This is a genomic window from Serratia silvae (assembly GCF_023282985.1).
Classification (GTDB): domain Bacteria; phylum Pseudomonadota; class Gammaproteobacteria; order Enterobacterales; family Enterobacteriaceae; genus Chania; species Chania silvae.
In genome coordinates this window covers 1-13,698 of sequence record NZ_JAGQDC010000022.1, presented here as the reverse complement: position 1 = coordinate 13,698, position 13,698 = coordinate 1, and the positions used below count along the sequence as shown (strand labels likewise).

Genomic DNA, 13,698 nt, shown 5'->3' with positions numbered 1-13,698 from the left:
AAATACATCTAATAATTATCAATCTTAGTTGTGGAGTGTTGATTCTTAGATGGGTTAAGAGTTAATGTTCAAATGAACCCTGCGATGGTAGATAAAAAAGTAAGTATTGTTATTGCTACATATAATGGTGGAAAATATGTTGCTGAACAAATGGAGAGTATATTAAGTAGCGAAAGATTCCTATCAACTATCAAGGAAATTATCGTTACTGATGATGGTTCAACAGATGAGACGCTTGATATAGTAAGTGAATACGTAAACAACTACGATTTTATCAGCTTATATAAAACCAGTAAGAACATCGGTGTTGTCAATAATTTTATGCATGGATTATCATATGCTACCGGTGATTATATTATGTTTTGCGATCAAGATGATTTTTGGTTGCCACATAAAATAAAAGTAATGCATAAAAAAATCCTTGATATGGAAGCCGAACATGGAGGTGGCACTCCTTTGCTGGCATTTTCAGATTTAAAGATAGTGGATGAAAAATTAAATGAAACACATCCATCATTTATAGCTTTTAATAAGATTACCTTACCTAAGGCCTGTGAACTAGGGCATTTATTCCTCAATAATATTGCGCCAGGATGTGTTTGTATTTTTAACAAAGCATTAGTTGAAAATATTGATATTAAAAGCACCAAAGGTTGGCTGATGCACGATTGGTGGTTCTTATTAACTGCTGCATCATTGGGACGAATAGGTGTTGTTGACGAGGCTCTTATGCTGTATCGACAGCATGGTAATAATGTAGTTGGTGCCAGCAGAGTAAGCACGATTAAAAAATTATTTATGCTAAAAGACACTATTAGCAACTATAGAGATTCGTTTACAGAAAGATTAGAACAAAAAGATCACTTTCTAAAATATTTATGTAAGAAAGATGACAAGTATCATTATGCTAATGTATATGCAAAAGGCAATGGTCTCACAAATATACTCCGCTGGGGGGTGGCATGTGAGTCAACAGGTAAAAGGAAAATTCTTTTTTTACTTTATGCTACTATATTTTTCTTTAAAGGAAAAATATAGGCTCATTCATCCTTAGGTTAGCTATTTTATAATATCTTTTGTCTTGCTTACGCAATTAGGAATTTGTTAATGAAAATAACGATTGTGGTCCCAACATATAATGGTGGAAATATATGGAGGCTGGTTGCGAAAAAAATCTCAGAAAATGTATCTCCAACTACAAAAGTTATCGTAATTGATTCTCAGAGTAAAGATCAAAGTGTCTTGATAGCAGAGGATGCAGGCTTTTCCATTATAGGCATTCACTCGTCAGAATTTAATCATGGCGGAACACGAAACTTAGCTGTTGAACATGCCGATGGTGACATCGTCATATTTTTAACACAAGATGCCATTCCTTGTGAGGGCTTCATAGAACATATTATTGAAACTTTTAGCGATGAAAGTGTTGCTGTCAGCTTTGGTCGACAATTGCCTCATGTTGATGCTAACCCATTGGCTATACATGCTAGGATTTTTAACTACAAAGAGATCGGTTATACCACCTCATTAGAAGATACCGAAAGATTGGGTATAAAATCTGTATTTACATCAAATTCCTTTGCAGCCTACCGGAAGTCAATTTTTGAGAGGTTGGGAGGATTTCCATCTAATACTATTCTATCAGAGGATATGTATTTTGCCGCCAAAGCGGTAAAGGCAGGCTATAAGGTTTGCTATTGTGCTGCGGCCCAAGTTCATCATTCACATAATTATACACCAATGGAAGAGTTTAAACGTTATTTTGATATTGGTGTATTCCATTATGATGAGTCTTGGATCAGGAAATCGTTTGGAAATGCAGGTGGTGAAGGGCGCAAATTTATCATGTCAGAAATCAATTATCTTCTGAAAAACCACCCTTTATGGATCCCAAGAGCATTTTTGCACAATTTTCTAAAAATAACAGCATATAAGTTAGGCTTAAATTATAGACGTATTCCACGAAGTTGGGTGCCTCATTTAAGTATGCATAGACGATTCTGGCAGTAAGAGTGTTGAATTGAAACAGGGAGTGCCGTATAGGTATTGTTGAATAATAGGAAAGTAATAAATAATGAACAAAATGAAACGGAGCATTATACATACAAATGCTTCAATTATCTCAATGCTCCAGCGATTCTCCGATATATTTGGTATGTTATTAGGTATGTTATTTGTTGGTTATATAACACAGCAAAATATCGATATTACCCACTGGTTTGTTGCGCTTATATGTCTGGTTGTATTTCAAATGATCGGAGGCATGACAGATTTCTATCGTTCCTGGCGTGGAATGAGTTTTAGATTAGAAATTCAATTTCTGTTAAGAAACTGGTTTTTGAGCATATGTTTCACGGCTGGAATAATATCGATAATTCATAATATAGACATAAGCGCAAAATTTTACTTTATTTGGGTTTTTTCTAGTTTGTTTTTCTTTGCAATATCACGTTCATTCATTAGAATGAGCATTGGATATTTACGCAAGGCTGGGTACAATAATAGAAAAGTTGTAATGCTTGGTAATCTTCCCGCAGGTATCAATCTTGCTGAAAGTTTTAAAAATGCTCCATGGTTAGGTTTAAGTATCTTAGGGTATTTTTCATCAAATGGTGAGATAAAAGACTATGCGAAAATTAGGGTCAAGTTATTAGGTGATGTTGAAGACTTAATCCGAATGGCAAAAAATAATGAAATAGATCATGTCTATATAGCTTTACCAATGCAGGAAGCGACGACTATTAATCACATTATTTCTGTTTTAGCCGACAGCACATGCACTGTGATGCTCGTACCGGATGTGTTTACATTTAATGTTATTCACTCGCGAAGTGAGACAATATATGGCGTGCCTGTCATTTCGGTTTATGATACCCCGATGAGTGGCGTAAACATGGTACTAAAACGTGTGGAGGATGTATTAATTTCCATCTGCATTTTATTGTTTATTTCTCCAGTATTGATGCTCATCGCTGCCGTGATTAAAATTACCTCACCAGGGCCGATAATATTCAAACAATCACGCTATGGTATGGATGGACGTGAGATAAAAGTATGGAAGTTCCGTAGCATGAGCGTTATGGAAAATGGGGATAAAGTGATTCAAGCTAGAAAGGGTGATAAACGGATCACACCTTTTGGTGGTTTTTTACGACGAACTTCATTAGATGAGTTACCCCAGTTTATTAATGTTATCAAAGGTGATATGTCGATAGTTGGCCCGCGGCCTCATGCAATAGCACATAATGAAGAGTACCGTAAATTAATTAAGGGTTATATGTTGAGACATAAAATGAAACCTGGGATAACTGGATGGGCGCAGATCAATGGATGGCGTGGTGAGACAGATGTGCTTGAAAAAATGGAAAAACGGGTTGAGTTTGATCTCTACTACATCCAAAATTGGAGTTTGTGGATGGACTTGAAAATTATCTTCCTGACTGTCATTAAAGGTTTTATCAATAAGGCAGCTTATTAAGAGCTGATTTAATTTGAGGCAATTATGAATATTTTACTTACTGGGGGAGCCGGGTTTATTGGCTCAGCAGTTGCGCGCCATATCATTAACGATACAAAAGATGATATTCTTGTGGTGGATAGCTTGACTTATGCAGGCAATCTCGAGTCTTTGAAAACGATTGCAAATAGTACGCGCTTTAAATTTGAACGCGTCGATATTTGTAATCGTCAAGAGCTAGAAAGAATATTCAAAGATTTTAAACCTGATGCAGTGATGCATCTGGCTGCTGAAAGCCATGTAGATCGTTCTATCGATGGGCCTGCTGCATTTATTGAAACTAATATCGTCGGTACTTATACGTTGTTGGAAGCGACACGACAATATTGGAACTCACTAGAACCAATCGCGAAAGAGGCATTTCGCTTCCATCACATCTCGACCGACGAAGTTTATGGCGACCTGCACGGCACGGCTGACTTGTTTACTGAGACGACACCTTATGCGCCTAGCAGTCCCTACTCGGCATCGAAGGCATCAAGCGATCATCTGGTGCGGGCTTGGTTGCGTACCTACGGTCTACCGACAATTGTCACCAACTGCTCAAACAATTATGGGCCATACCATTTCCCTGAAAAGCTAATCCCACTGGTTATTTTGAACGCTTTGGATGGCAAACCGCTACCGGTATACGGTAATGGGGCTCAGGTACGAGATTGGTTGTATGTAGAAGACCATGCTCGTGCGCTTTATACCGTAGTAACTAAAGGTGTTATCGGTGAAACTTATAACATCGGTGGGCACAACGAGCGTAAGAATATTGAAGTAGTGCAAACCATCTGCCGACTGCTGGATGAACTAGTGCCAGCGAAACCAGCAGGTATCAATGTGTATGAAGATTTGATTACCTATGTTACAGATCGCCCAGGTCATGATATGCGCTATGCAATTGATGCAGCCAAAATTGACGAGGAGCTGGGTTGGAAGCCGCAAGAGACTTTCGAGAGTGGTATCCGGAAAACTGTAGAGTGGTATCTTGCAAATGAAGAGTGGTGGAGCCGTGTTAAAGATGGCTCTTATGCTGGCGAGCGCTTGGGATTAACCCGTTAATTTTATTGAGGAATAACTAATGAAAGGGATTGTACTTGCGGGTGGTTCTGGTACGCGTCTGTATCCTATTACACGTGGTGTATCTAAGCAGTTGTTACCCATTTATGATAAACCGATGGTTTATTATCCGATCTCTGTGCTGATGTTGGCAGGGATCCGAGATATCCTAATCATCTCTACCCCAGATGATATGCCTTCCTTCAAACGTTTACTTGGGGATGGCAGCCGTTTCGGTATTAATCTAAGCTACGAAATTCAACCAAGCCCAGATGGTCTGGCACAAGCTTTCCTGATCGGTGAAGAGTTCATCAACGGGGATCGCTGTGCATTGGTGTTGGGCGATAACATTTATTTTGGCCAGAGCTTCGGTAAAAAATTAGAGAACGTTGTTGCACAGGGTACAGGAGCAACGGTGTTTGGTTATCAGGTAATGGATCCAGAGCGATTTGGTGTTGTCGAATTTGATGAAAATTTCCGTGCACTCTCATTAGAAGAAAAACCTGCACAGCCTAAATCAAATTGGGCGGTAACCGGTCTTTATTTCTATGATAACAACGTGGTAGAGATGGCTAAGCAAGTGAAGCCGTCTCACCGTGGGGAATTGGAGATCACCACCCTCAACCAGATGTATCTTGATGCAGGCAAATTGAATGTCGAACTACTTGGCCGTGGTTTTGCATGGTTAGACACCGGGACCCACGATAGTTTGGTAGAGGCATCACAATTTATACATACCATTGAGAAACGCCAAGGGTTCAAAGTGGCATGCTTGGAGGAAATTGCTTTCCGTAAAGGCTGGCTTTCTCGTGAGCAAGTGGCAGAAGAGGCCAAATTGCTAGGTAAAACACTTTATGGTCAGTATCTATCGCATTTGATTGGGGAAAAGTAGCATGCAAGTTAAAAATACTAGAATAGACGGTGTCAAGATTATCCAGCCGAAAGTATTTGGTGATGCGCGTGGCTTCTTCCTCGAGACATTTGAGAAAAAGCGTTACCAAGAGATGTTGGACATCGAGCTTGATTTTGTACAGGATAACCATTCGCGCTCAGCAAAAGGTGTGCTGCGTGGTTTGCATTTCCAGAAAGTAAACCCGCAAGGTAAGTTGGTTCGGGTTGTTCGTGGTGAAGTATTCGATGTTGCCGTGGATATCCGCCCTGATTCGCCGACCTATGGAGAGTGGGAAGGGTTGATCCTTTCAGAGGAAAACAAAGCTCAGTTCTGGGTTCCACCTGGTTTAGCTCACGGTTTTGTTGTGCTCTCTGATGTTGCCGATTTTGAATACAAATGCACCGATTATTACAACCCGGTTCATGAGGGCTGTTTGTTGTGGAATGACCCTGAAGTTGGTATTGAATGGCCTGTAGAGAATCCATTGCTTTCAGATAAAGATAAAATTGGTAAACTCTTTAAGGAATTAACAAAATGAAAGTTTTGCTAACAGGTTCTAAAGGGCAATTGGGTAGCTGCTTCCAGGATCGCTTGCCAGCAGGCTGGAAAATATGGGCAACTGATTCTGACGTTCTGGATATTACTGATTTAAGTGCAGTAAGAGCAGCTGTAGCAAATTTTCAACCAAATATTATAGTTAACGCTGCGGCATATACTGCAGTTGATAAAGCAGAAACTGAGCATGAACTTGCAGCACTAATTAACAAAGTTGGTCCAGAAAACCTGGCTGTTGCGGCAAAAGAGGTTGGAGCTCGTTTGGTGCATGTTTCTACCGATTATGTATTTGATGGCACAGCATCAACACCTTATATTGAAACTGATGTAACCAACCCACTTGGTGTGTATGGTTTAACAAAGTTAGATGGTGAGACTGCTGTCGCCGCAGTACAGCCTGAAGCAATCATTATTCGTACCGCATGGGTTTTCAGCGAATATGGCAATAACTTCGTGAAGACAATGCTGCGTTTGGCTAAAGAACGCGATACTTTAAGTATCGTCGCGGACCAGCGAGGTTGCCCAACTTATGCTGGAGATATTGCACAAGCCATTATCGATTTATTACAAAAAAATGTTTCAGGCGGTGTTTATCACTTTTGTGGTGACAAAGAAGTAACTTGGAATGAATTTGCACAATCAATTTTCAGTATTGCGGTCTGTAAAGGAAGGCTATCTAGTTCTCCTGAGGTGAAGGGCATATCTACGGATGAATATCCTACACCAGCAAAAAGGCCAGCATATTCAGTCTTAAATTGTGATAAAATCAATGCTGTCAATATAGATAGATCACATTGGGTTAATGCACTTGATGTTATAATCTGCAAAATATAATCTGACCATTTTAAGCTACTAAGAATAACTATTGCTAATTTTGGCCATTTCTATATCAAGTTATGGCCATAAATTCGCGCGTGTAACTCTCAACAAAGAAGTTGGTCCGGATATAGCATGTCTATAAAATAGACTCATCACTAATAATGTTTACATTTTTATCTTTTAGATGCTTTAAATATATTGTTTAGGGAAAAATAGTGATGAAAACAATTATTCAAAAAGTAATGAAATTCAATAAAAAAGGAGATGCGTCTAGCAAAGCTGTCTCGAACACCTTATGGTTACTAGGCGAGAGAGTTGGAACTATTGTGTTAGGCATGCTTTTGAGCGTAGTAATGGCTAGAGGCTTAGGCACAGAGGAGTTTGGCATTTATAATTTTATAATGTCCATTGTTGTAATTCTGACTCCTTTAACTTCCCTTGGTTTAAATGCCATAGCTGTAAAAGATTTTGTGGAGAACAAAAGCAGGGAACTTACCACTTTAGGTACAACTTGTGTATTAAGATTTTTTGGTGCTCTAGCTGGTGCAGCAATATTAATTTTAATTGACTATATTTTTAACGTAAGTGGTTCAAATTTATTCTGGATCACGCTACTGTCATTAGCTAATACATTCACTTGTTTTCAAGTACTAGACTTTTGGTTTCAATCTCAACTAAATTCTAAAATGGCCGTGTTAGGCCGATTTAGTGTTTTATTAATTAGTTCTACTACGAAATTTATAGCTTTAATTTACTTTGATGCAAGTTTATCAACTATATTAATAATTCAGACTTGTGAGTTGGCCTTGTCTGGATTTGCCTTTTTATTGATATACAGTCTCACCGGTGGAAGAATATCAAAATGGAATGCTGATTATTCAGTCGCCAAATCTTTATTGAGCCGTTCATGGTGGCTAATTCTTTCAGGTGTGGCTGAAATAATTTATTTGAAAATTGATCAAATAATGCTCGGTAAAATGGTAGGCTATGATGAGGTAGCAATATATGCAGTTGCTGCTAAATTGTCAGAAACCTGGTATTTTCTACCAACTATCATAATGGCTTCATTTTTTCCTTTGCTAATAAAGGCTAGAGCCGAGTCTAGTCAAGCATATAAACAATCTCTGCAATTATTAACAACTCGATTATTCCTTTTGGCTGCTGTTATAGCCATACTTGTGACTTTTTTATCGAAGCCTGTGATCTATCTTTTATATGGTGCACAATATGCGGAAAGTGCAATTGTGCTATCCATCCATATATGGGCAGGGGTTTTTGTTTTTATGCGTGCGGTACTAAGCAAATGGTTAGTGATTGAAAATCTTCTCCGATTTTCATTACTTACACATTTATGTGGTGCAGTATTAAATATTGTTTTGAACCTGTTTTTAATTCCTCCATATGGAGCTATTGGTGCCTCCGTCGCAACGATAATATCCTATTCTGTATCTTCATATTTTTCTCTTTTTATATTTAGTCGCACAAGAGGTATGGGGATTGTCATGACAAAATCATTATTAAGTCCAGTATTATTTTTCATAAGGTTAGTTTCAAGATGAAAGTTCTTTTAAAAAAAATAATCCCCAACAGTATAAAGAAAAAAATTCCAGAATTTAAGCAACGAATTGATAGTAAGTTATGTATCAAGTCTTCTAAATCTAGATTTCTTAGTTCACTTTATTATTTTTTATTTAGTGATAAATTTGGCCGAGAACACCAGGCAGTTCTTACCGGAAGAGTAAAGTATAACAATTCTCTTACTGTTCCCGATATAAGCTCTGCTTTATTGCGCAGAAATACTCATCGACTCGAAAAAGGCATAATCATGCAACCGAGAAGGGACGTTTTTGCTGAAGGATATATTTCTGAAACGGTAGATCATTACCTGGTCTGCTTGGAAGCAAATACAACCGATGAATGTGAGATGGCGTGGGCTAAAGATGTATTAACTGAATATTTTACAATTGTTGATATTGAAAAATCTGAAGTGATAGCGCAAAGCTATAGCAAATTTAATAACATAGTCAACACGGTACCTAGTGTGTCATCTTTGAGCATCCCATATCGTAGAAGTGAAATTTGCTTAAGCGGTATTAGATATGAAGAATTTAAAGACCTCTGCATACAGCGTAGGTCTGTCAGGTGGTTCAAGGAGCAGTCGGTCGAAAAAGAAAAAATTGAAGCTGCCATAGAAATAGCATCACTAGCACCTTCAGCATGCAATAGACAACCCTTTGACTTCTTCGTTACGACGAATCAAGATGTGGCCCGTGAAGTCGGATCTATTCCTATGGGGACGGTCGGTTTTTCAGGTAACTTACAGGCTTTGATAGTTGTAGTAGGTAACTTGTCGGCGTATCCATTTGAACAGGATCGTCATGTTATCTATATCGATGCATCATTAGCCAGCATGCAGCTAATGCTGGCGTTAGAGACTATGGGCTTAAGTTCGTGTCCTATAAACTGGCCTGATATTGAGTTATTCGAACGTAAGATGGCAAGTAGAATAGGGCTGTCTATTGATCAACGTCCTGTGCTACTTATCGCCGTTGGTTATGCTAGCGACGAAGGATTGATTCCGTACTCACAGAAAAAATCATCTTCGGTGCTAATGAAAGAGTTTTAGTATTTTGCTTTGGTTATTAAGTCTATTTACATTTTGGAGTTAGAATGATTATTGAAATAAGAATGGCTGGGTTCATAAACAAGGGTGCCGAGTTGATGCTCTATGCAGCATTAACAAAAATGAAAGAAAAATATCCGGATGCTACTTATGTCATGCAACCAACAGATAAAGATGGTCCACAGCCTTTCCATAAACTAACTTCAGCTGGTTTCTATCCAAAAGCTGCATTTAAAAAATTTCGTATTCAATGGGGCGATACGCTGCGAGTTATCCCTAAGAAACTTAGAGACAGATATGGAATTGTATTAGACCGTGAGGTTGATATAGTTATCGATGCAGCTGGATTTGCATACAGCGATCAATGGGGACATTATGCGAGTGCAGATCTTGCTGAATCTGTTCTGAGATGGAAAAAAAATGGTACAAAAGTAGTTATGCTACCTCAGGCACTAGGTCCATTTACGTCACCTGAAATTATCTCCTCAATAAAAACGATAGCTGAAAACGTAGGGCTCGTTTTCCCCCGAGAGAAAATTTCATATAGATATCTTGTAGATATTGCTGGCCAACGTCAAAATATTATTAAACGACCTGATTTTACTAACCTTTTAGCAGGTGTGATTCCCGATGATTTTGATGCTATAAACAATAAATTCTGTATTGTTCCGAACTACAGAATGGTTGATATGACAAATGAAAAAGACAGCGTTGCATATTTACCATTCCTTATCAAATGTGCTAAACGTCTTCTTGAAAAAGATGCAAAACCTTTTATTCTAGTCCATGAAGGAAACAAGGATTTAGAGTTAGCCAAGCAACTTTCAACTGCTGTTGGAAATATCCCAATTGTTTGTGAAAATGACGCATTGAAGATAAAAGGGATTTTAGGTTGTTGTACAGGGACAATTGGTAGCCGTTTCCATGGTTTGGTAAGTGCACTATCACAAGGTGTTCCTTCATTGGCTACTGGTTGGAGTCATAAATACCAAATGCTTTTCGATGATTATGGTTTCCCTGAAGGCTTGGTTGATGTGAAAATTAGTGATGCTGAAATAATTAAAAGAATAGATTTAATATTAGATAGTGAATCGAGAAACCAAATTGTTGAAACTATAACTGAAAATAGCCGTTTATTGAAAGATGAATCCAGGTTAATGTGGGATGCTGTTTTTAAATATCTTGATAAATAACATTACATAATACGACAACCTATAGTTGAGAAGGGATTATTCCCTTCTTTTTATCATTCTCCCCATTTTGAGTTAATGAATTGTTTAGTCTTGTAATGTATATCCCAAGGTCGATACTATAATGAATAACGAAGTAACAGATAAGGTTAGCATATACCTGTCCACATGTAATCGTGTCGATAGGCTAAAACGTGCTTTAACATCGGTTTTAAATCAAGACTATTCTAATATAGAAATATTAGTCTGTGATGATGCTTCTTCTGATGGTACTCAGGAGTATATGGAGGGGGTGATCTCTACAGATTCGCGTATTAAATACTTGCGAAATGAAAGTAATAAGGGCGCTTGTTTTACCCGTAATCAAGGAATATTTTCGGCCACTGGGAAATATATTACAGGCATTGATGACGACGACGAGTTCACATCTAATAGGATATCTTTATTTGTAAATAACTGGGATGAAAAATATTCTTTTTTATGTTGTGATTTTAGGAATAGATACATTGGCGGAGAGGAGAATATTCATTATAACTTCAATTCTAAGCTTGTTTATAATTTTACGGATTTACTTTTCGACAATCCAGCATCAAATCAAATTTTCACCCTAACCAGTAGAATGCTTGAAATAGGCGGTTTCGATGATAGAGCGAAAAGATTACAAGATTGGGATACTTGGTTAAGGCTTTCTTATAACTATGGGGATTTCATTCGCTTATCTGATACAACATATATAATGCATCATGATCATAGTTTAAATGAAACACGGGTATCAAAAAGTTGCTCATTTTTAAATGCTTTAAACGATCTCGTTGACAGAAATAAAGAGATTTACGGCGATAAGAATTACCGCATTGTAAAATACTCAATCTTGTATCAAAGGAAAGAACTATCAATCATCGATGGCCTTAAGTGGGCTATTTTAGAAAAGAATGCAAAACATTTTATTAAATTTTTTGTTCAGTTTGTTAATGAAAAAAGAACCGATTAAATGGCTATGACAATGATAAAGACTAAAACAATTCAAGTATTACTTGCTGCATATAATGGTGCGGAGTTTTTAAACGAGCAAATCAATTCCGTATTGTTAAATTTTGATAAGTTATCGGGCTTTGATTGCCAGCTATTGATATCAGATGATAAATCTAGTGATGATACAAGTTCGATCTTATCTGATTACAGTGAAAAAGATTCGAGAGTGAGGTTTTTGGACGGAAATAGAAAGGGTGGAGTAAAAGATAACTTCAACTTTTTGATAATGGCCGCAACTGCAGATTATATTTTTTTTTGTGATCAGGATGATTTATGGTTGCCTAATAAAATATCAATTTTTATCTCTAAATTTAACGAAGTTGAGACCTCAGATTTACCGATATTGTTACATTCTGATTTATGTGTTAGCGACAAGAATCTGTCACCAATTAATGTTTCAATGTTTGCATATCAGAAAATAAATAAAGATCCGACATTTTCAGATTTAATTGTTAGTAATTCCGTTACAGGGTGTGTGATGGCAATAAATAAATCTTTATTAACAATCGTACAAGGTTGCAATGTTTCAAAGTCAATAATGCATGATTGGTATATCGCTTTGATAGCTTCAGCATTTGGTAAGATTCACTTTATCCCAAGCGCATTGATTCTGTATAGACAACATGGCAACAATCAGGTAGGAGCTAAATCTTTCAGTATAAAAGATGGGTTAAATAAAAATATTTTTGAGAAATCATTAAAGTCATTGACTTCTACAAAAAAACAAGCTGAAATTTTTTTAGCTGACTTTGATATTGATATTTCCGATTCGCATCGATGTGCACTTGAGTCGTACATTGGCTCTTTTAATAAATCATTCTTTAACAGGTTACATTTATTTATTACTGGTAGGGTGCGAAAATATGGTTATACTAGGAATATCATGTTCTTATTAATGTATGTTTTTTTTTGTGGAAAAAAAATCAGATAACCCATTGCTTATAAAATTAATGTTACCATTTTTAAACTGGAGAATATCTTCTACATACTTAATTTTGATCTAAGTAATATTGTTAAGTTGACAATGAAGATATGTCGTCACAATTACCTCAAACTCTCTGTATTAAAACTATACTGGCGTGCGTAATTTTATCAAGATAGAGGTGTTACTAATTCGTGTTGATTGAAATCTACTGTTTGCTGACCGTGAGTTCTTTTTTCACATCATCGATGGTGTCGGAGTCAATCAAGAATTAAAATTGGATGTATATTTATAGTTGCATCTAGATCATCGTTTTAGATGCGAGGTAATGTGAACATAACTATGGGTAGCCAAGTTAATTAACTGAGATTTTACACGTTAATTATTGTTTGGATATTATTTGGCAATCACATAGTGGGGCTATTATTTAGATATTCTTTGTATGAAAATACTTTAAATCCATGTAAGATAGACACATCACTATTTTTTAACTTAACATTATAAAAATATAAATACTTTATATCTAAACCCATTTTATCTTTTCGGATTCGCATTCCTATCTGTTATTGGTCTATATTTTTAGGGCTTTCTGATCTATATACTAATGGCGACCACATAGTTCATGTCGTTTTCGTTATTATGTGTATGACTTCTCTTGTAATAGGTTTTGTCTTCAAGGTTAAGTTTAATAAATATTTCAAACGCGAGCTTACTGTTGAAGTAACTAATATTATTAATTGGCCATCTGCGCTTTTTGTTGTTTTAGGATTTTTACGGCTTTGTTGAATAAATCGAACTTCTGACTGCAATCAGGATCAGATCACCACATTCCTGCCCCTCTGGAGGTATCCCGTGGCAAAGCAACAGTTCAAGATCACTAACTGGGCGGCCTACAACAAGGCTCTCGTCAATCGAGGTTCGCTGACATTCTGGCTATCCAGGCCTGGTATGACGAGCCAAAAACCGCTTCACGAGGGCGTCCACAGCGTTATTCTACGTTAGCTATTTCCACCGTACTGATGCTCAAACGCGTCTTTCGCCTCACGCTACGTGCCGCTCAGGGATTCATTGATTCCATTTTTACGTTAATGAAGCTCCCGC

The 13,698-nt window shown here is 37.2% G+C and carries 12 protein-coding genes and 1 pseudogene; all 13 read left to right on the top strand.

Annotated features, from left to right (window positions below; genetic code table 11):
* The first annotated feature begins 84 nt into the window (after positions 1 to 84).
* Positions 85 to 1,038: a glycosyltransferase family 2 protein gene (locus KAJ71_RS20820; protein ID WP_248947438.1), complete on the top strand. Its 954-nt coding sequence runs from the start codon at positions 85 to 87 to the stop codon at positions 1,036 to 1,038.
* A 69-nt stretch (positions 1,039 to 1,107) separates the two neighbouring features.
* The gene (locus KAJ71_RS20815; protein ID WP_248947437.1) at positions 1,108 to 2,010 is read left to right on the top strand and encodes a glycosyltransferase family 2 protein; all 903 of its coding nucleotides are present in this window, start codon (positions 1,108 to 1,110) and stop codon (positions 2,008 to 2,010) included.
* 61 nt (positions 2,011 to 2,071) lie between these two features.
* Complete coding sequence (gene wcaJ / locus KAJ71_RS20810) at positions 2,072 to 3,478, top strand: undecaprenyl-phosphate glucose phosphotransferase (RefSeq protein ID WP_375540747.1); 1,407 nt, start codon at positions 2,072 to 2,074, stop codon at positions 3,476 to 3,478.
* 21 nt (positions 3,479 to 3,499) lie between these two features.
* Positions 3,500 to 4,567, top strand: coding sequence for a dTDP-glucose 4,6-dehydratase (rffG, locus tag KAJ71_RS20805; protein WP_248947477.1), 1,068 nt, complete (start codon positions 3,500 to 3,502; stop codon positions 4,565 to 4,567).
* Positions 4,568 to 4,586: 19 nt separating this feature from the next.
* The gene (rfbA, locus tag KAJ71_RS20800; RefSeq protein ID WP_248947435.1) at positions 4,587 to 5,456 is read left to right on the top strand and encodes a glucose-1-phosphate thymidylyltransferase RfbA; all 870 of its coding nucleotides are present in this window, start codon (positions 4,587 to 4,589) and stop codon (positions 5,454 to 5,456) included.
* Position 5,457: 1 nt separating this feature from the next.
* Positions 5,458 to 5,994, top strand: coding sequence for a dTDP-4-dehydrorhamnose 3,5-epimerase (gene rfbC / locus KAJ71_RS20795; protein ID WP_248947434.1), 537 nt, complete (start codon positions 5,458 to 5,460; stop codon positions 5,992 to 5,994).
* On the top strand, positions 5,991 to 6,845 hold the full coding sequence (gene rfbD, locus KAJ71_RS20790; protein WP_248947433.1) for a dTDP-4-dehydrorhamnose reductase: 855 nt from the start codon (positions 5,991 to 5,993) through the stop codon (positions 6,843 to 6,845). Before rfbC ends, rfbD begins: the two co-directional genes overlap by 4 nt.
* 203 nt (positions 6,846 to 7,048) lie before the next feature.
* The gene (locus tag KAJ71_RS20785; protein WP_248947432.1) at positions 7,049 to 8,389 is read left to right on the top strand and encodes a flippase; all 1,341 of its coding nucleotides are present in this window, start codon (positions 7,049 to 7,051) and stop codon (positions 8,387 to 8,389) included.
* Positions 8,386 to 9,456, top strand: a complete 1,071-nt coding sequence (locus KAJ71_RS20780; RefSeq protein WP_248947431.1) for a nitroreductase family protein — start codon at positions 8,386 to 8,388, stop codon at positions 9,454 to 9,456. Before KAJ71_RS20785 ends, KAJ71_RS20780 begins: the two co-directional genes overlap by 4 nt.
* Positions 9,457 to 9,500: 44 nt before the next feature.
* Positions 9,501 to 10,646 (top strand): polysaccharide pyruvyl transferase family protein, encoded by a 1,146-nt coding sequence (locus tag KAJ71_RS20775; protein WP_248947430.1) that lies wholly within the window; start codon positions 9,501 to 9,503, stop codon positions 10,644 to 10,646.
* A gap of 121 nt (positions 10,647 to 10,767) precedes the next feature.
* Positions 10,768 to 11,634 (top strand): glycosyltransferase, encoded by an 867-nt coding sequence (locus KAJ71_RS20770; RefSeq protein ID WP_248947429.1) that lies wholly within the window; start codon positions 10,768 to 10,770, stop codon positions 11,632 to 11,634.
* Positions 11,635 to 12,606, top strand: a complete 972-nt coding sequence (locus KAJ71_RS20765) for a glycosyltransferase family 2 protein (RefSeq protein ID WP_248947428.1) — start codon at positions 11,635 to 11,637, stop codon at positions 12,604 to 12,606.
* An 843-nt stretch (positions 12,607 to 13,449) separates the two neighbouring features.
* Positions 13,450 to 13,698, top strand: a pseudogene (locus KAJ71_RS20760) (transposase); the annotation flags it as partial.